At 68.1% G+C, this 17,705-nt stretch carries 15 protein-coding genes and 5 pseudogenes; 8 read left to right on the forward strand and 12 right to left on the reverse strand.

Annotated elements, in window-relative coordinates:
* Window positions 1–206 precede the first annotated feature (206 nt).
* The 3 genes from ABZ454_RS37420 to ABZ454_RS37430 all read right to left on the reverse strand — a co-directional run bounded on the left by ABZ454_RS37420 (window position 207) and on the right by ABZ454_RS37430 (window position 2,917).
* Complete coding sequence (locus ABZ454_RS37420; RefSeq protein ID WP_359543936.1) at window positions 207–1,196, reverse strand: ornithine cyclodeaminase family protein; 990 nt, start codon at window positions 1,194–1,196, stop codon at window positions 207–209.
* Window positions 1,197–1,567: 371 nt separating this feature from the next.
* Entirely contained in the window at window positions 1,568–1,810 is a 243-nt protein-coding gene (locus ABZ454_RS37425) for a hypothetical protein (RefSeq protein ID WP_359543937.1), read from the reverse strand.
* Between the two features lie 114 nt (window positions 1,811–1,924).
* Window positions 1,925–2,917, reverse strand: a complete 993-nt coding sequence (locus ABZ454_RS37430) for a hypothetical protein (protein WP_359543938.1) — start codon at window positions 2,915–2,917, stop codon at window positions 1,925–1,927.
* Between the two features lie 550 nt (window positions 2,918–3,467).
* Here ABZ454_RS37430 and ABZ454_RS37435 point away from each other — a divergent pair.
* Window positions 3,468–4,244 carry a class I SAM-dependent methyltransferase gene (locus tag ABZ454_RS37435; protein ID WP_359543939.1) on the forward strand — a complete coding sequence of 259 codons (777 nt, stop codon included), beginning with the start codon at window positions 3,468–3,470 and terminating at the stop codon, window positions 4,242–4,244.
* A gap of 33 nt (window positions 4,245–4,277) precedes the next feature.
* On the opposite strand, the pseudogene ABZ454_RS37440 reads toward ABZ454_RS37435, so the two are convergent.
* Window positions 4,278–4,397 (reverse strand): annotated as a pseudogene (locus ABZ454_RS37440) (AAA family ATPase); the annotation flags it as partial.
* Between the two features lie 204 nt (window positions 4,398–4,601).
* On the opposite strand from ABZ454_RS37440, the pseudogene ABZ454_RS37445 reads away from it, so the two are divergent.
* Together ABZ454_RS37445 and ABZ454_RS37450 are read left to right on the forward strand one after the other, a co-directional pair.
* A pseudogene (locus ABZ454_RS37445) lies at window positions 4,602–4,983 on the forward strand (transposase); the annotation flags it as partial.
* A 107-nt stretch (window positions 4,984–5,090) separates the two neighbouring features.
* Window positions 5,091–5,966 carry a hypothetical protein gene (locus tag ABZ454_RS37450; protein WP_359543940.1) on the forward strand — a complete coding sequence of 292 codons (876 nt, stop codon included), beginning with the start codon at window positions 5,091–5,093 and terminating at the stop codon, window positions 5,964–5,966.
* A 387-nt stretch (window positions 5,967–6,353) separates the two neighbouring features.
* Here the strand turns inward: ABZ454_RS37450 and ABZ454_RS37455 are convergent, their stop codons facing one another.
* Entirely contained in the window at window positions 6,354–6,752 is a 399-nt protein-coding gene (locus tag ABZ454_RS37455; protein WP_359543941.1) for a hypothetical protein, read from the reverse strand.
* 228 nt (window positions 6,753–6,980) lie between these two features.
* A pseudogene (locus ABZ454_RS37460) lies at window positions 6,981–7,825 on the reverse strand (IS701 family transposase); the annotation flags it as partial.
* A gap of 228 nt (window positions 7,826–8,053) precedes the next feature.
* Between ABZ454_RS37460 and ABZ454_RS37465 the strand changes: the two are divergent.
* Window positions 8,054–8,827 (forward strand): DUF1963 domain-containing protein, encoded by a 774-nt coding sequence (locus ABZ454_RS37465; RefSeq protein WP_359543942.1) that lies wholly within the window; start codon window positions 8,054–8,056, stop codon window positions 8,825–8,827.
* Window positions 8,828–9,106: 279 nt separating this feature from the next.
* On the forward strand, window positions 9,107–9,490 hold the full coding sequence (locus ABZ454_RS37470) for a hypothetical protein (protein WP_359543943.1): 384 nt from the start codon (window positions 9,107–9,109) through the stop codon (window positions 9,488–9,490).
* A 66-nt stretch (window positions 9,491–9,556) separates the two neighbouring features.
* On the opposite strand, the gene ABZ454_RS37475 is transcribed toward ABZ454_RS37470, so the two are convergent.
* On the reverse strand, window positions 9,557–10,486 hold the full coding sequence (locus tag ABZ454_RS37475) for an alpha/beta hydrolase (RefSeq protein ID WP_359543944.1): 930 nt from the start codon (window positions 10,484–10,486) through the stop codon (window positions 9,557–9,559).
* A gap of 801 nt (window positions 10,487–11,287) precedes the next feature.
* Window positions 11,288–12,250, reverse strand: coding sequence for a DUF5937 family protein (locus tag ABZ454_RS37480; protein WP_359543945.1), 963 nt, complete (start codon window positions 12,248–12,250; stop codon window positions 11,288–11,290).
* A gap of 66 nt (window positions 12,251–12,316) precedes the next feature.
* On the opposite strand from ABZ454_RS37480, the gene ABZ454_RS37485 reads away from it, so the two are divergent.
* The gene (locus ABZ454_RS37485) at window positions 12,317–12,778 is read left to right on the forward strand and encodes a cupin domain-containing protein (protein ID WP_359543946.1); all 462 of its coding nucleotides are present in this window, start codon (window positions 12,317–12,319) and stop codon (window positions 12,776–12,778) included.
* A gap of 68 nt (window positions 12,779–12,846) precedes the next feature.
* Window positions 12,847–13,521: an SDR family oxidoreductase gene (locus tag ABZ454_RS37490; RefSeq protein ID WP_359543947.1), complete on the forward strand. Its 675-nt coding sequence runs from the start codon at window positions 12,847–12,849 to the stop codon at window positions 13,519–13,521.
* 788 nt (window positions 13,522–14,309) lie between these two features.
* Here the strand turns inward: ABZ454_RS37490 and ABZ454_RS37495 are convergent.
* Window positions 14,310–14,693 (reverse strand): helix-turn-helix domain-containing protein, encoded by a 384-nt coding sequence (locus ABZ454_RS37495; RefSeq protein WP_356320227.1) that lies wholly within the window; start codon window positions 14,691–14,693, stop codon window positions 14,310–14,312.
* Window positions 14,694–14,767: 74 nt separating this feature from the next.
* On the opposite strand from ABZ454_RS37495, the gene ABZ454_RS37500 reads away from it, so the two are divergent.
* Window positions 14,768–15,499 carry an NAD(P)-binding domain-containing protein gene (locus ABZ454_RS37500; protein ID WP_359543948.1) on the forward strand — a complete coding sequence of 244 codons (732 nt, stop codon included), beginning with the start codon at window positions 14,768–14,770 and terminating at the stop codon, window positions 15,497–15,499.
* Here the strand turns inward: ABZ454_RS37500 and ABZ454_RS37505 are convergent.
* The 3 genes and pseudogenes from ABZ454_RS37505 to ABZ454_RS37515 all read right to left on the reverse strand — a co-directional run.
* Window positions 15,459–15,721, reverse strand: a pseudogene (locus ABZ454_RS37505) (transposase); the annotation flags it as partial. The gene ABZ454_RS37500 and the pseudogene ABZ454_RS37505 overlap by 41 nt on opposite strands.
* Window positions 15,722–15,910: 189 nt before the next feature.
* A pseudogene (locus ABZ454_RS37510) lies at window positions 15,911–16,102 on the reverse strand (acyl-CoA thioesterase); the annotation flags it as partial.
* Between the two features lie 500 nt (window positions 16,103–16,602).
* A complete protein-coding gene (locus ABZ454_RS37515) occupies window positions 16,603–17,703 on the reverse strand; it encodes a CU044_5270 family protein (protein ID WP_359543949.1) in 1,101 nt (366 codons plus the stop codon).
* Between the last annotated feature and the right edge of the window lie 2 nt (window positions 17,704–17,705).

Raw genomic sequence — 17,705 nt, forward strand, 5'->3', positions numbered from 1 at the left:
TGCTCCAGCGCCTGCCGGTAGGACTCGATGAGCCCGGTCTCGGCGTACGGCATGCCGAGCGCCTCGCATTGCGCCTTGACCAGGGGCTGGCTGATCAGCCGTCCCCACCGCTGCCCGGGACCGTGTGTCGGCGTACACGCGAATGTGCTCAACGGTTGGATCGTGCGTTGCCGATCCAGCCGCCGTATCGCGTGCTGGTAGTGGCATCACCGCAGCGTGGTCTCTTCGCCGATTGCCTGTTCGCGGGCGGCGGCGAGGACCAGGGCCGTGGCGGCGGCATCCTGCACTGCCACGCCGACCGACTTGTAGAGGGTGATCTGGTTCGGTGTGGTGCGTCCCGGTCTGCTGCCGGCGATGAGTTCGCCCAGTTCGGCGTGCACGTGATCGGCTGTGATGAGACCGTCGCGGATCGGCATGAGCAGGTCATTGCTGCCTGCAGGGAGCGGGGCCAGCACGGCCTGGCGTGATTCGACGCACACCAGCGCCTCGGTGACCGTGGCGTCGTCGATCTCGCGGCCGGCCGGGTTGTACCCCACAGACGTGATGTGCATTCCGGGTGCCAGCCAGGAGCGGCGGATCACGGGTTCGACGGTGTGTGTCGCCGCGGCGGCGATGTCCGCGCCGTCGAGCGCCTCGGCGTAGCTGGATACGGCCTGGACATCGCCCTCCAGTACGGCTGAGAGTTCCTCGGCCAGGGCAGCGGCTTTCGCCGGATCCCGGCCGGCGACGCGGATCTGCCGGATCGGGCGGACACGGCAGATCGCGCGGGCGTGGGACCGGGCCTGCACGCCGGTGCCGAGCACGGCCAGCACGGTCGCGTCCTCACGGGCCAGCAGTCGCGCCGACAGCGCGGAGCAGGCGCCGGTCCGCGCTGCGGTGATGGCCGTACCGTCCAGCAGCGCAGCGGGCTCGCCGGTGTCCGGGTCGAACGCCACGATCAGCGCCTGATGTGTGGGCAGCCGTCCCTCGGCGTTGTGCGGGAAGAGTGCCACCAGTTTGGTCATGAGCACCCTGGCCGACGGCAGGAAGCCAGGCATGGCCGCCAGAAATCCATCACGTTCGGGCACCAGGGCGGCGACACGGTCGGGTACCGAGGCACGGCCCGCACTGAGGTCTGCCATCGCCGGGGCCAGGGCATCAATCAGCGCGTCAATATCGAGCAGGGCCTCGACCTGCAAGCGGCCCAGAACAAGCACGACGCCTCGACCTCCTGATACCGCTCATCCGGCCAGCAACCGCACAGCCCAAGCGTTCATCGCGGCCCCCAGTGCCCCGACTGTGACACGCCGTCCTTCGTGAGCACGTTCATCCGTACGCGCCTGAGCACATCAGTGTGTACGCCGACAGAGCGAGACACTGCCCGGGACGATGGCAAGGTAGTTCCGCCGCTAGAACACGATGTTCGGTCCAGAGCCGGTGCTCGCCTCGCGAACAGGGGAGGCGGTGGTTGACCGTCCTCGGCACCACGGGTGAGGAGAATGCGGGAGCCGCGTCCGGTTTGGTGGCGATCACAGTCTCGTCCGCACTGCCGCGCCCGACATCGGTGAAACCGAGCCAGTCCAACAGCTCATCCCGTGCTGGGTGAGCGAACTGGCAGGGGCCGGCGGACACGACTGGACACGACTCGGCCGTAATGGGTCTTGACTGCGTCACGCCGCAGTGTCGCGCGCCCCACCGCACTTTGCTCGACAGCTCGCCCGTCCCCGCTGCCGACGAGATCCCACTCGGTCGGGTTATCGGCCGTGAAATGAACCGTGTCTCCATCCGGCTGCGAGCCCGTGACGTCGTAAAAGGCCTCGATGAGCAGCATAGGCATGGTCACTCCTCAGCAGTTCAACGATGCCCTAGATGCTCGGAACATGCGGCCGTGCGGTGGAGGGACGTGGGAGGTGGAATGTAGCAGCGACCGTCAGGTCGCCGACGGTCATGCGGGATCCCAGACGAGGGTCACATTGAGCCGTTGCTCCACCATGGTTATGTCGCTCATCAGGGCCCGCCGCCCGCCCGCCCTGACGCCGGCCCACAGCAGGCCGACGGCGTTGTTCGTTCCGGACTGCAGGACGACCGAACCTGAGTCGCCGCCCCGGGCGATGATCCCGTCCGGGCAGTCCGGCGGGAGGTAGAAGATGTCGAATTGGTTGACCATCGCGTACTGGTGCCCACTCGGCGGGCTGCCCCAGCTCCATGGCACTGCCAGCGCCACGCCGACAATCAGGCCGCCGGTGGGTCCGCTCTGGGAGCCGCGTTTACGGACGAACATCCCTACCGTCGGAGCCAGGGTCTGAGCGACCGCACCGAAGCCGTCGGCCATCTCGTGGGAAAACTCTCTGACGTCCCCGCCCTGAGTTACAGCTTCGTCCAGATCGAAGATGGCGGCGTCCATCTGCCGCCCCAGCCACAGCGTTCCCCCGGCTGGAGTCGGGATCGTCTGCAGCATAGGGGAGTCGAAGTCGGCCACCTTCCCCAGACTGGCGCTCAGGTCGGGGGTGGAACCGATAGGGCTCGGGGGCGCGGTGGGCTGGAAGACCCGGAGCCCGGTGTCGCCGGCGACGTGATGGCAGGTCAGGCCCACGAGAGTGTTGTCGTCGTTACGCATGACCACCGCGCCGAGTGTGCCAGAATTTTGCGGGGCCTGCTCGATCTGTATTCCGCCCATGAGAGTGTCATGTGGCCCGTTGTCTGGCGTGAACAAAGGTTCGACGGGGAACTCGACGATACACACGGGTAGGTCTGCAAGCTGCGTAGGCAGCTCGGGCACGTCCGTGGCATCGTCGACATAGACCCGCACGGCCAGTTCCTCGAAGAACTCCTCGTTTTCCTCCCGCATGCCCAACCCCACGCCGTTGACGCCTGGCAGGGCGCTCAGATCGAGGGCCGGAACCTGCAGCGCAGTGATCAGTTCTTCCGGGATCTCCATGACAGCCCTCCTGAGACGACGGGCAGCGGGACCTTGCCCAGCTATATGGGGGCGTTCGGTCAGTGCATGTCCGGCGTCGACTGTTCCCGCTGCAGCCGACCGGAGGTCTTCGGCGTCGCCTGCACCGACCCGCGGCTTCTGCCCGCGACGATGGACTCGTGGCAGTATCTAGTTGCTCTGACCCCTGGCTGTCACGCCTGGCACCCGTACTCGCGCGGGAGGGTGCGGAGCCATCGCAATGAGGGCGGTGAGGTCGACCGATATGCCGCCGTCGGCTGTGTCATAACGTTCGACGTTCGACCGGCATGCCCCTTTCCCCCGTCCTCCGTATTTCCAGCCTGGCACGTTTGCGGCAAGCCGCAAACGCAGCCGGATCGGGGATGGTTCCGTCATCGTCGGCACGGCCGATTCCGGGATCAACTGCTTCCCGCGCGAGCGGAGGTGAGCCGTCCACCCGCGCCCGCCGCCGTGCCGCCGTCAGTGAGGGCGTCCGCGCCGATCACGGGAATGACCGGCACCTCCGGGGAAGCAGGCCCGGTAATCTCGGGCCATGCCCGAGACATCGGTGGCGCACTTCTACGACGAACTGGCTGACGACTACCACCTGATCTATTCGGACTGGGATGCGAGCATCCGTCGGCAGGGGGGCATCCTGGACGCCCTGGTCGGCCAAGATCGCGCGACGGTCCTCGACTGCTCCTGCGGTATCGGCACACAGGCCATCGGCCTGGCGCTGCGCGGGCACCGGGTCACCGGGACCGACCTCAGTCCCCGAGCCGCCACCCGCGCTGCCCGTGAGGCCGCTCTCCGGAACCTGAGCCTGCGCACGGCCGCGGCCGACATGCGACGCCTCCCGTTTTCTGATGGCCGATTCGACACGGTCGTCTGCGCCGACAACTCGCTGCCTCACCTGCTGACTGAGCAGGATGTGCACGCCGCTCTGGCGGAGATGCGCCGCGTGCTGCGTCCCGACGGCCTGCTGTTGGTCAGCACACGCCACTACGACGACCTGCTGCGCGACCGCCCGGCTTCGACGCCTCCACAAGTCCACAAGAACCTCGACTGTGCCAACGGCGAAGAACGAACCGTCACCTTCCAGCTCTGGCACTGGCACGACGACGGCGAACACTACGACCTGGAGCACTTCCAAGTCCTTCCGGCAGGCGGAGAATGGCGCGTCCAGGTCCGCCTTACTACGTACTGGGCACTCGGCCGGGAACGGCTGGCCGGCCTCGCAGCCGAGGCCGGGTTTGCCGACCCCGAGTGGCGGATGCCGCAGGAGACGGGCTTCTTCCAGCCGCTGCTCGTGGCCCGCCCCGGTGAGTAGGTGACCCCATCTTTCGGCGTGGGAGGGCAGGTGTCAGCCAGCCTTGGCGGGTTTCTCAGCGCTTGCTCGGGTGCTGGCGAGGCGGGAGGAGTCGGTCCCGGTCTCGACGATGGTGCCGTTGAAGCTCAGGCGGTCGACGATGGCCGCGCAGAGGAAGCGATGGCGACGCGTTTCGCTTCATCGGCGAGGGCGGCGAGGGCGGCGAGGAACGCCCGGTGTGCACGTGAGCCTCGACGGCGAGGCGGGCCCGCTCGTGCTCGGGCTGCGGGAGTTGGCTCAGCTGTGTCTTGTGGCGTGTGACGAGTTGGGCTGGGCGGTTGTCAGTGGACTGAACAGTCTGTCGGGCTCCCCAGCACCAAACAGACCCTGGGATGGCCCTGCCCGAGGATCCGCAGCCCCGAAGCCGCCGATCGCTGGACCTGGCTTATCGCCGCTTTCACCCAGTTCCGGCTCGCTCGCCCGCCCGCTGGCGGCAGACCTCTGGCGGCCGAGGGGAAAACCGACCTCGCCCGGCAGGCTGACCCCTGCCCGCGTCCGCCGCGACTGCCGGCACCTCCGCCCGAAGGCCGCCTGTCCAGCCGGAGCACCGAAAGACGCCCGGCCCGACCCGGGACCCCCTCCTGGCCGCAGAAACGACCAGTCCGCCACCCGCTATGACGTGCACACAGTTGGCAGACCAGGCTTCGCGAAGCGGCGCACGAAGAAGTCAACGACCCCACGACCACGCCGCACGGGTTAAAGATCAAGCTGGACCACCTGAAGGTTCGGGGCGGCCTCATGTCCCAGTGAGCACTGAGCGGCGCCGTCGGCAATATGCTGTGCGGACACTTATGACCAGGGGGCAACTTGATCCAGTACCGCGCGTTTCGGACGTGGCAGGCGATGCAGAAGCGGTCGAACAACAGCATCCTGGCGCTGTCGGTGGGGGCGAATCACGCTCGGCGTGAGATGGATCAGGCACCGGATTCTGAGATCAAGGCCCGCACGCTGCTCAACGCCGTGCCGCTCACGGAGCGGCTCGATGTCACGGCCGCCGAGGCAAAGAAGATCTTCGAGTCGGCGGCGACCGACATGGCGTTTCTCGCCATACCTCAGGTCGTGGCGCTCCATATCGAGTTGTGCGTCGAGACGGTCGTTGAGTGCCGGCACTTCCAGGGTCTGATCAAGCACCATGACAAGGAGCCCGGCTGGTGGCCAGTGCCTCTGCTGCACAAGACGGTGCGATTCAGCGAGCACAAGACCACCGCAGACCACCTACTGGCGTTCATCCTGAAGCTGCGCAACACGATGATGCACGGGGCAGGCAAGGTCGACGATGAACTGGTGAAGGCGTGGAAGCACCTGCCTCCAGCGGCAAAGACCCGCTGGGAAAGCCTTGCGGGGCGACCTTTCACGTACACCAAGGTCGATGTGCTGCCGACGCTGGGTTGGCCTGAGGTTATGGCCACCTTGGCGGTGACGAAGGAGTCGGCCCATGAGATCAATGGGCGACTCCGGCGCATCCTCACCCGTGGCCAGTGGGCCGAGGTGATCGCTCGTGATTACCGTGACTCGACGGTGGTTGGCCGGCGGCGATTTAACGCCGTTGCGGCTGGTCACGGATTGACCGGGGCTGAGCATGATCGGGTGGTGCAGCGACTTCAGGGGCACGCCTTGACTTACTACCGCGATCTGGCCATGACTGCTGCTGAACTGCGTGCTGGCCGAGACGAGGTTCGTTAGGAGCGGACGCTGCTGCCATTGAGCTACTAGTCGACGCGAACGTTGACTGGCCCGGACTTGAACCGGGATCTTCCGCACAGTGGCGGTTCCGGTGGTGAACCGGATCCATCCTGAAGATGACCGCCTGACGCCCAGTCTATCGGAAGGGGCCGTCTTCCGTCGCCGCCTGGGGGCTCACGTCCAGTACGTATCCGGTGCGGCGGGGTGCCCGTCGCGGCTGGCCCGTCCGCGCTGATTCATCGCGAGGGCTCCTGGACGGTGTTGTGGGCGGGGCAGCCAGTCCGGCCGCCTGGGTCTTCCCGACCCTTCGTCGGCGGGGCGTCCTCGGCGTCCACTCGGGTGTCGTACTCCCGCGCCTGACCTGAAAGGTGGCGGTGATCGGCATAGTCAGTTCTCCTTGGCGAGCGGGTTGATCTCCGGGTGGGTGTATCGGATGGGCTTGCCGAGTGCTGCCGCGTACCGGATCTCCGCGGCGGTGGACGTGCCGATGTAGTCGCCGACGACCAGGACCTCGTCGGCGAGGCGGATCTTCGCCCGGTGCAGGGTGTCGAGGCGGGCCTTGAGCGGCTCGGCCTGCTCGTCCGTGGCCCACAGTTCGTGCGGCTCCTTCATGTTGCAGCAGGGGGCGAGCACGACGTGGCCGGCGGCGGTCTCGCGCAGGTTCGCCTCGGTCATGTCCGCCATGAAGCGGGTGGGCCCGCAGATCACAACGATGTGAGGGATGTCGAGGCCCCGCTTGGCGTCGGCAAGCTTGTCCTCCGGGGTGAGGTGCTGGGGATACGACATGGTCAAAACTCCTTCACGTTCGCGAGTTCGAGCAGGATGGCGGCGTGGCAGTAGTCGGGCTCGCCGTCGACGGGCCATGGGCACCAACACAACACATGACGTCCTGCCCCGCTAGGGCGGACCGGATCTCGTCGGCGGACGGAAGCGGCCGCCCGCGAACTGTCCGGCATTGCGCCGGACCGGGCGGTGGCCAGACCTCTGATCAGCGTCTCCGACGGCACCTTCCGGGCGGTAGTAGGCGTGTTCACCGGTGCTGCGGTTACGGCGGATCAGCAGCTGGCGGCAGCCGGGGGCTGCCTCGGCGAGGTCGATGACGGCCCAGTCGTAGAACCGCTGCCCCTTCGCGCCGTCCCCGGCCGAGAGCTTCTGCCAGGCCCGCTTCGGCACCTTCCGCGCCAGGGCATCAGCGCGGAACTTGCCTGCGCCGGTGGGCACTTCGGCCGAGCAGGCCACCGCGAGGACATAGCCGATACCGCGTTCCTCCAGAGCCGTACGAAGACTTGGATTGCCTCCGTAGACCTCGTCCCCGGTGACCCAGCCGGCGTGGTGCCCGGCGTCAGGAACCGTTCGATCATCGTGCGGGCAAGTTCCGGCTTGGTCGCGAAAACGGTGTCCGAGGCGAGTCCGGCCGCACGGCAGCGGTCCGGGTCGCACGTCCAGGAGCGTGGGATGTACAGTTCCCGGTCCACCGCCGCGTGACCGCGTTCACCGGCGTAGACCAGGTAGACCGCAACCTGGGAGTTCTCGATCCGTCCCGCCGTGCCGGTGTACTGGCGCTGGACCCCGACCGTGTGTGTGCCCTTCTTCACGTCCCCGGCCTCGTCGACCACCAGGACCGCGGCATCGTCATGCGGGTGCTCGACGACGTATTCGCGCACGTCGTCACGGACGCCATCGGCATCCCGGACGGCTCGGCACAGCAGATGCTGCATGCCGTGCGGGCTGGTCTCCACGGCCCATTCCGCGATCGTCCAGCAGTTCTTGCGCGGCAGGTCCGACAGCCGGCCCAGTACCAACCGCCGGGCCCGCAACCGGGGTTCGACCCGGGCGAACCGGCCCGCGATCCGGCCCATGGCCACCTCGAACGCCTCCCGCCAGCGGACGGGATCTATGCTGTGACCAGCCGCCACCGTCTCATCATCAGTGCACACAACTCACGATGATCAAGGATGCCACCGCTATGAGTTGCCTCGGGCAGCCCGGGCAAGTTGTCGGTGGCGGCGACTACCTTTGCCGGTGTGACAGATGAGCTTCGTGAAGCGTTGATTCCCTTTCGTACGAGGGCCGTTGAGGTGGGCAGTGTGTTCCACAGCGTGGACCCGATACCGGCGGAGGAGGTGGACCGGTGGATCGGCCACGCCCGGCCTTGCGCGATCCTCAGATTGGACGGAGAGGGGCCGGTCGCGGGGAGGTTCGGCGGGCCACCGCTGCTGCCCGCCGACGTCCCGGACCCCAGGCACCCGTACGTCGGGTACATCGACTTCGCCGCGTTGCCGAAGGGCTCGACGGACCTTCCTCTGCCGCCGGACGGACGCCTGCTGCTCTTCGCCGAGATCTGGGAGCTATGGGACGGCGACAACCGCGGCCATGCCGTCTATGTCCCGGCCGGCACCCCGGCGACAGAGCGCGACAGATATACCTGGACGGCTTACGGGGACAACTATGTCGGCGAGTTCCGGGAGAACTTCGACAACTTCCCGCAGGGCGAGTTGAGAGTCACGGCCGAACCGGACCTGCCGGACCAGTCACCTGACGGTTTCCCGCACCAGGACGGGCTCCAGGCTGTCTGGTGGGAGGTCGCGGGCAGGAACCGGCATCTGCAGCTCGGCGGCTACGCGGCGTACCCGGACCCGCTGGAGGAGATCGTGAGCTGCGCTGTGCAGCAGGCCGAGCAAGGGCGGTGGGGCGGCGGTGAGCCGGTGTCGGGCGACCCCGAGGACTGGGTTGCGCTGGTTCACTGGGACGCGGATGTCGCAGACCGGGAAGGCACGAAAATGCAGTGGTCCATCCAGCGCGCGGACCTGGAGGCCGGTCGCTTCGACCGCACCTACGTGACCGGCTACTACAACCCCTGACCCGGCCGGGCGAGCCGGTGACCGTGACGGGCGGTCACCGGCTCGCCGGGGCCGTCAAGCCCTGCGGCAGCCCACCAGCGGCGGTCGGACACGGCGCGCCATGAATTCGGTCCTGATGGTGCGGAACGAGAGGCCGGCTGCGAGCTGGTCACTCGCCGGCCTCCCCAGCGCGGGTCCCTGGGCGGAGCCCGCGCCCGGGTCTCCCCGTACCTGACCGAGGCCCTCGTTGTCCCGGGGGCGGTGTGGTTGATGTCGGTGGCGGCTGCTACGAATGCCGGCTTGACCGACGACGAGATCATCCACAGGATCCGAGAGCAGGATGCGGCTGGCGAGCTGCCGACACCTGCGCCGCCCGAGGCCGTGGCCGAGCTTGAGACCGCAGTGGGGCATCCGATGCCGCCACTCCTCAAGCGGATCTATCTCGAAGTCGCCGACGGTGGGTTCGGCCGCTGGGGCAAGGCTTTGTCCCTTACTGACACCACCTACAAGCTTCAGCGACAGCGGTCGGCTGCTGGAGGAGTACTTGGGGGGCGCTCAATCCCCAACTACCCGCCGTCCGTTGTACCGCTCCTGGCGTGGGACTGTGCGATCTGGCCCCTCGTCGACTACAGCACCCCAGAAGGCCGCATGTGGGGGATGGGACCCCAACCAACGATGCCCTGATCACGGGCAGGCTCTGTTCCCCGAAGACCTCACACTGGCGGGCACGGCCCTTGGGGGTGTCCGGGTTTAGTTGCGGCGGAGCCAGCGAGTGAGTGTGTTGAGGTAGTCGGGTGCTGGCTCGGTTGCGCCCGGCAGTTGTAATCGGTGATCGGCTGTTGGCAGTACTTCTACGGTGAGCGTTGCGCGAGGGGGGCGGTTCGGGTGGCAGACGGAGGCGCCGAATACGCGGAGGCTGTCGGTGACGGGAACCAGCCGGTCTTCGCTCCCGTAGAACGCGAGGTGCGGGCAGCGTAGTCCGCGGAGATCACCGGTCGGGTCGTGGTCCTGTTTGCGCTTGAGGAAGCCCCAGAGGTGTTCGTCGATGTCGGCCCAGTAGTACGCCAGTCCCGGGGGGTTGCCGGCAGCGTCGACGAGTTGGAGCGCCGTCGCGAAGTCTGCGTCGCGTCGGCCTGCCTCGATGAGGCGGTCGTAGAGGTCCAGGGTTCGGCCGATGTCGCTCTGGCTGTGCAGGGGCGTCTCTCGCAGGTGGTTGGCCAGGGCGTAGCGTTCTTGCACCGCGGGACTCGTTCCGGGGCAGCTGTTGGTGATTACCCAGGGCATGTCGTCTCGCGCTGTCGACGCACGAAGTACCACCCAGCCGCCCTCGCTGTGGCCGAAAAGTCCGACAGCTTCGGACCGTACCTCGGGCCGGGAGCGAAGGAAGTCGACCGCAGCGGTCGCGTCAGTGGCCAGGTCGGTCAGCGTTGCGGTGCGCCAGTCGCCGGACGATCCGCCGACGCCTCGCTTGTCGTAGGAGAGCACAGCGATTCCGGCATCCAGCAGGTGCCGGCGCAGAGGTGGAAAGAACGTGTCGTTGTCCCGGTCGGACGGTCCCGACCCTCCGACCAACACCACACCCATGCAGGCCACGCTTCCTGGCGGTGGCAGCGCCAAGGCACCGGACAGCCTCACCGATCCATTGACGAAACAGACATCTCGTACGTCCGCACTTTCCATCGCGCCAGTCTCCTGCCTTCGCTCCGAGTCCGTGTCACGGCGATCTGAAGCACACAGCCGCGGATGTGCCCTGTGGGACGGGCGTACGCCGGCTTGACTTCTTATCCCCCTGAGATGGCCTGACCACGTCCGCTGCCCCTTCGCCGGGCGGCGCGCACCGAGCCCCATGATGCACGGTGGGGGAGGGGAGGTGCCTCTCTTCCGGCGGCGCCGTGCATCGTCACTGTCCGGGGGAGCGATGCGTGGCGCGGACGATGCCGTGCACTCCGGCATCGCGGTGCGTGACACCGGGTTGAGGCGCACGACATCGCCCGTACCAACACGACATCGCCCGTACCAAGTGGAGAGTGGAGGCTACCGGGCGCGGGTGGCGTCCAGTGAAGCTCCGCCCTCTTGATATCCGCTGGTCAGATGGCCTGGTGTGATCGTGAGCGGGGTCCTCGGGCTGGTGGCGGGCGACAGTCCCACTCCTTGATCATCGGACGGCTTTCCAGGTCGTGGGGTGGTACGGGTTCGTAGGCTCGTGGGATGACGGAGATCAACGAGGTCGCCGAACGCGTCACAGCTCCCCATGCGGAACTCGATGCGGAGTAAGAGTGGTCGGAGCTTCACTGACGACGAGCCCGCCGCCTACGCCTGGCTGCCCCGCCTGGCCGAAGCCCTCGGCGCCCCGGTCGACGCCCGTACCACCGGCCGCGCCGGCCGGGGATGCGGCGCGGCCAACGACCGTGCCCACCACCTGGGGTGGCACCCGCTGCACCGCACCTGGCGAACTGGCTTCCATAACCAATGGCGCAAAGATCACGACTGCGGCGAGGCGGCGTCCAGGAGAGCCTGTCCGGCCTTGGTGAGCTCGTGCGTGGCGGTGCGGCCTGACCGGCTGCTGTCGATCAGTCCGGCGTCCCGGAGGATGGCCAGGTGTTCGCTGGCCGTCGGCGGGGTGACGTTCACCAGCCTGGCCACCACGGTGGTCTGCAGCGGGGTGGTCAGCGCGGCCAGGATCCGCGCGCGGGTCACGCCCAGGAGGCGGTCCAGCGACCGGGGAGTGGGCGGTGCCGACCAGAGGTAGCGACCGGATGCCGGATAGTAGATCGCCGGCGTCCAGTGGCTGGAGGTGGTGCACTGGATCCGGTCGGTGATGAACAGCGACGGAATGAGAATGAGCCCCTCGGGGCAGTCGACGTCGATGTCGACGCTCTTCTCGACGGTGACGGTGTCGCCCTCACACGCGGCGGACGGATGCAGACGCGGCAGGACCGCGCGGAGCCCCTCCCGGTTGACCTGGAGTGCCCGATCCAGCATCTCGGCCCGCAACGCCTGCCGCATCGAGGGCCACTCCGCTTCCACCACCGTCTTCCACAGGCGCCGCAGCGCGTCGGCGGCCTCGGACCTGGCCCGGTCCGGGTTCTCGAGCAGCCGGCGACGTATGTCTGCCCCCCGTCCAGTCGTGGCATCGACCAGTTCGGCGTACGTCTGGTCCGCCGGCGCCGCGCGGAGGGCGTCCATGCCCTCCTCGAACGTCGGCTCACTGGACATCGGCGACGGGTCGAGGAAGTCGGGCCGGTAGGCGCCGTCGGCCATGAAGACGGTGAGCGCCCGCAGGTCCGCAGGCGAGAGCCGCAGGCGCCGACGGCGCAGCCAGGAGTGGAACAGCGGGTGCCGCTGCGGCTCGGTCAACAGCTGGGCCAGGCTGACGACTTCGTGGATCGGCGACATCGCCCACCGCACGCCCGCGGCGCCGGCCCCCAGTCGATAACGGATCACTCCTCCATTGTTAGGCCACCGCCGAATTGAGCGCGAGCGATCCGGCCGAGATCCGAGACTCGGGCCATGACCGACACGCAATCAATCCGCCGGTATCGCGAGCAACCCCAACAGATCCGAACGATCCGGCTGGGCGACAGCGGATCGACCATCGAGGTCCTCGCCGATCCAGATCAGACCAGCGGGAACATGAGCCTCTACCGGTGGTGCATGGTGCCCTCCAGCACCGGGCCTGCCCCGCACTTCCACACGACCTTCAGCGAGACCTTCATCGTCGAAGAGGGCGAAGTCGACTACTTCGACGGGCTGGCCTGGCGAACACTCCGGCCCGGAGACACCGCGCACGCCGCGGCGGGTGACGTGCACGCGGTCCGCAAGGAGCGCGGCGAAGGCGCCACCCTCCTGATGGCGCTCTCACCGGGCGTGCCGCGGGAGGAGTACTTTGCCGCCCTCGCCACCACGGACGAGCGCGACCTGAGCCGGCTCCACGCAGCCCACGACAACCACTTCCCCGACGACGAGCGGTGACCGTATTGCCGCACCCGCCACTTCCTCATCCGCTCCGTCCCAACCAACTTCCCAGCAAAGGATTCACCGTGCCCACCATCGCCATCGTCGGAGCCGGTCCCGGTATGGGCCTGGCCATCGCCCGCACCTTCGGCTCTCGCGGCTTCGACGTCGCTCTCATCGCCCGCAACCGCGACAAGCTCGACGCCCTGGTCGGCCGCCTGGACGCCGAAGGCATCACCGCCGCCGGGTTCTGCGCGGACGTACTCGACCATGAAGCGCTCACCCAGGCGCTCAAGGACGCAGCGACCCGCTTCGACCGTATCGATGTCCTGGAGTATTCTCCGGCCGGGAGCCTGGAATCCGCGTCGCTGACCACTCCGTCCCAGGCTGCCCCCTCCGATGTGCAGTGGGCGATGGACATCCTGCTCTACGGGGCGATGGTCGCAACACAGGCCGTGCTGCCCTCGATGCGCGCGGCCGGCGCGGGCACCCTGCTGTACACGAACGGCGCCGGCTCGGCCGACCCCAACCCGATGCTCGGCAACCTCAACGCCGCCCAGGCCGCGCTGCGCAACTGGGCGCTCGGTCTGCACAAGGAACTCACCGGCACCGGCATCCAGGCGGCACACATAGCCATCGGGGCCTGGATCGGCACCGACGGCCCACCCGGTGTCCCGACGGCCCCGGCCGAGGACGTCGCCCCCCTCTACTGGGACCTGCACACCCGGCGCGACGAAGCCGAACGCGCCTTCACCGCCTGACGCCCCTACAACAGCGAGAGGAATCACCGAAGATGACCACGCGGCAGAGCCTGGACCCGAACGCACCGGTATCCGCGTAGCTCACGGAAAAGACCGGACCCGTTCGTCCTGGCCGCCGCCCACGCCCCCGTCGAGCATGGCTTCGCCCACCCCAAGAACGGGCGGACCCCACCGGACTCCGCACCGACCCCGCCCACGGGACGGGGCTCCCGCGCGCGCTGCTCGTCCTCACGAAGCTCGAAGTGGACCGCTGACGGGTGATCAAGAGCCAAGAAAGCTGCCCACGACCGGGAGGAGCACCCTCACACGCTGTCACGCCACCCACCTCACCTGCGACTTCAAGATGGCGCAGGCTCAGTGGGTGCGCTCCGCCGGGTGGGGGGAGTGCGCGTTACCTCGTCCGCAACTCAACTCACGTGTCGCCTGCCGCGTTTGGACTTAGTCGGCTTCCTGTATGCACTCGATCAGGAACCCGGCCGAGTTCCAGGCGGTGTGTGCGCCGCCGCCTGCGGGGCACCAGGCCTGTTGATCACAGCCTCGGAGCGCGGGCCATCGTGCTGCGTACCGGCCACCGCCGTTTGGTCTGGGGCCTCGGCGTGAAGCGGCTGATCGCCCGCCGCGCCACCGGGCACGGCTCCGGCGTGGGCATGCAACGCCAGCTCGTCGAGCGCAGGTTCGCCCCCTTGCGTTGGTGTTGCCGCCTGCGCATCGGGTGGGGCATACGCGACGGCATCCATGAGGCTTTCCCCACCCTTGGCTGCGCACTGGTCTGCTGGAGACGGCGGCACTCACTGCGGCGGGCACTCTGAAGGGCGCTGGGCGGTGGTGCATTCGGCTTCCTGGGCGGCCATGACCTCGTCACCGTGCTCGATTGCCCACGCTCCGACAGCGTCGATGGGCGCGAGCAAAGTCTGTCCCAGGCCGGTGAGTCGGTACTCGACGCGTGGTGGTGCTCCCGGGTGTGCCCGCCGGTCCACCAGTCCGTTGGACTGCAAGCGCCGCAGTGTCTGGGTGAGGACCTTGGAGCTGATCCCCCCGATCTGCTCGCGTAGTTCGACCGGACGCCTGGGACCCTCGCGCAGGGCCCAGAGCACCACGGCGTTCCAGGTGTTGGACAGGAGGTCGAAGGCCAGGCGGGCACGGCAGTCGGCGAGGAAGGCGTCGGTCGTCACGTACCGAATGGTGCCTGACAGACGCTCTAGCGTCGTTGCGAACGGTCCCGAAAGGCAAGGGAAGGAATCGCGTGATGAGAATCGGCGTACTGGGCACGGGCAACATGGCGGACGCGCTCGCCGCGCACTGGGTCCGCGCCGGGCACGACGTGGCCATCGGAGGACGGGACATGCACAAGGCGGAGCGGCTCGCGACGCGTCTCGGGGGCAGCGCGAAGCCTGTCACTCTGCCTGCGGCAGCCGAGTTCGGTCAGGTGGTACTGGCCGCGCTGCCCTTCGGCACAGGGACGAGCGTGGTGCGGGAACTGCGAGCGGTCCTGGACGGCAAGGTTCTGATCGACTGTTCCAATCCGGTCGGTCCGGGCTTCCGGCTCCTGACACCAAGCGGCCTCTCGGCCGCGCAACAACTGGCCGCGGCAGCGCCGGGGACCCATGTGGTCAAGGCGTTCAACCTCTGTCACCAGGACGTGTGGCGCATGTCGCCGCCCGTCTTCGACGGACGGCGGCTGGCTGTTCCGGTCTGTGGAGACGACGAAACGGCCCTTGCCCTCGTACACGAGTTGGTGCGGCAGGCCGGCTGCGAACCCGTGGCCGGCGGCTCTCTCGAACGAGCCGGACTCCTGGAAGCGACCGCGGCACTCTTCATCGGGCTATGGGTTGGCGAGGGGGCCGACGCCCAAGCCATCGCACCCCCACTGGCCTATGCCGCCGGTCCGGAACACGAGGAAGCACAGACTGCCGCAGAGGTTTTTCGTCAGGAGTTCTTCAGAGGCCCTGACAAAGGCGTTGGGCGTGGCGGTGGGTGATCAGGCAGGTGGCGAGGCGAAGGAAGGCCTCGTGGATGTCGTCTCTTCTTTCCCAGCGGACGCGGAGTCGTCGGAATCCGTGGAACCAGGCGATTGCGCGCTCGACAACCCAGCGGTGAACGCCGAGGCCGGATCCATCCGCAACTCTCGGCGGGCGATCACCGGCCTGATGCCCCGCGCCCAGATCAGACGCCGGTACGTGTCGTGGTCGTAGCCACGATCGCCAAGCGGGATGGTGCTCCCGCGGCGCCATGATCGTGCGGGCGACGTCGCGGGCCCGGTCGGACCACGGCGTGGCAGGAAGGTGGCCGGGTCGAGGCGGATGGCGGTGCGGGTGCCGTGCGCGTACGCCGTCGGGCCGTCGGGGGAGCACACCCGGTATCCGGCCGTGGCCGATGTGCTGCCCAGGCGGCCGATCCACAGATCGACGGCGTACGTGCCGGGCGCGGACACGGGGGCGTCGTAGGCGATGGTGAAGGCCTTGACGACGTTGAAGGCGTCACTTTCCAGGCCGTTCGCGCCGCCGAAGCCCCGCGCGTACCAGAATGCTGCCCAGGCGCGCTCGGCCAGTACCTGGTAGCGGCTGTTGTGCGGCAGTCCCATGGCGTCCAGTTCGTCGAAGTGGACCTCCACGGGCAGGAGTGTCCCGACGTTGGGGGCCGAGAGGGCGGCGGGAGAGGCGGCAGGACTCACGACAGGCTTCCTGGGATGTGAACGAACGAGGCATCGCCTCTGTCATCCAGTTCAACGGAGGGTTGGGACGTGCAGTTCACTCCTGTGCGTGCCGTACACCGGTGATCGGCCCGTCCCCGCCCGGGAGCAGCGCAGCACCGCTCGGGCAGGTGCTGCCTCTTTCGCTGCGCTGGTAGCGAGGGATGCGGGCGCTGAGGGAACGAGGCGGCGAACGGGGCCGGAAGCCGGGCGGCTGCACGGTCAGGGTTTTTCCGGCGCAGGGGACCGGGTCCTCAGCTTCCGGTGGCCATAGGGAGAGGAGCTTCCCGATCCGGGCCTCTTCGCCCGGCTGCGGGAACCTACCCGCGGGCGTGTTCCCGCTCTGCTTCGTGAGCAGGGCGGGAACACACCTGTGGTCTCGCGGCCTTGTTTCACACGCTGGAGGAGGGGACCTCCTTGAGTGCGTCGACGGCCTGGCGGAGGGTGACGGCTTCGGTGTAGAGGACGGTGCCGGGCTTGATCAGGCCGGAGTCGCCGCCGTGGGGGCGGACCTGAATGGTGCGCTCGCCGAGGTAGGTGTACGTCTTGGGGTCGAAGACCCATTCGGTGCGGGCACCGGACGTCTCGTCAAGGCGGGCGACGGCGATCCCGTGTCGGCCGATGGCGTCAGCGGAGTCCTTGACCTGGACGACGCCGGGGATCTTGGCGGCAGCCTTGAACAGGGCCGTGTTCAGCGCGGTGGGTGGCAGGGTCTCGTTCAGCAGGTCGCCGATGGTGGTGAACGCCTGCTGGTCCGGGGTGTTTCCCTTGCCCTTGGTCTCTTTGTAGATCTTCTTGAGGAGGGTGTCGGGGTCGGTCGGCAGGGTGGCGAGGTAGTCATGGGTCGGGGTGTTGAGGTGGGCGGGCTCGCTCGTCCCCTTCTCGTTGGTGCGGTCGAGCTTCTCGCCGCCGGGCGAGGTGACGGCCGGATCGATGAGCCAGCCCTCGGTGCCGTCGGCGGAGTTCCAGATCTGGCGGCGGTGGATGCCGTCGCTGGCCAGGGTGGTCTTGTCGTCGACGGTCCGCTCGTAGGTGGAGCCGACCTTGCTCTCGATGTAGACGTACTGGCCCGGGCCGACCTTCACTTCCGGGTTCTGCGTCGCGGCCACGGAGATCCGGTCCAGGAGCTGGGGGACGCCCGAACTGGTGCCGGTGCCGACCGTGGCGGTGAGCGGCGGCCCGGCCACCGTGTCCGGGCCGCTCTCCCCGCCGACGACGGTGAGGACGCCTGCGGCGAGGACGGCGAGGGAGCAGGCGGCGGCGGGCAGGACGAACAGCGGGCGCAGGAGCCGGCGCCGGGCGGGTGCGGCAGAGGGAGCGGGCGTGGTGGCTGCCGTGTCCTGGGTGTCCTGCTGGATGAAGGCCATGAGTTCTTCCTTGCGAAAGGCGTGGCGGCCTGCGGGGAAGTCGGCTTCGTCGAGGGAGAGCAGGTGCTCGCTCTCGTGCCATGCGTCGGGCGTGGGGCGGAAATTGCTCGGACGGGGCTGGCGCATGT

The sequence above is a fragment of the Streptomyces sp. NPDC005803 genome, assembly GCF_040630435.1.
Taxonomy (GTDB): Bacteria; Actinomycetota; Actinomycetes; order Streptomycetales; family Streptomycetaceae; genus Streptomyces.

What these genes read in the sequence shown, in the direction of transcription:
- ABZ454_RS37435 (WP_359543939.1), top strand. Translation starts at nt 3,468, where the DNA reads ATGCCCGAGACATCGGTGGCGCACTTCTACGACGAACTGGCTGACGAC.
- ABZ454_RS37430 (WP_359543938.1), bottom strand. Translation starts at nt 2,917, where the DNA reads ATGGAGATCCCGGAAGAACTGATCACTGCGCTGCAGGTTCCGGCCCTC.
- ABZ454_RS37455 (WP_359543941.1), bottom strand. Translation starts at nt 6,752, where the DNA reads ATGTCGTATCCCCAGCACCTCACCCCGGAGGACAAGCTTGCCGACGCC.
- ABZ454_RS37425 (WP_359543937.1), bottom strand. Translation starts at nt 1,810, where the DNA reads ATGCTGCTCATCGAGGCCTTTTACGACGTCACGGGCTCGCAGCCGGAT.
- ABZ454_RS37515 (WP_359543949.1), bottom strand. Translation starts at nt 17,703, where the DNA reads ATGCGCCAGCCCCGTCCGAGCAATTTCCGCCCCACGCCCGACGCATGG.
- ABZ454_RS37485 (WP_359543946.1), top strand. Translation starts at nt 12,317, where the DNA reads ATGACCGACACGCAATCAATCCGCCGGTATCGCGAGCAACCCCAACAG.
- ABZ454_RS37500 (WP_359543948.1), top strand. Translation starts at nt 14,768, where the DNA reads ATGAGAATCGGCGTACTGGGCACGGGCAACATGGCGGACGCGCTCGCC.
- ABZ454_RS37475 (WP_359543944.1), bottom strand. Translation starts at nt 10,486, where the DNA reads ATGGAAAGTGCGGACGTACGAGATGTCTGTTTCGTCAATGGATCGGTG.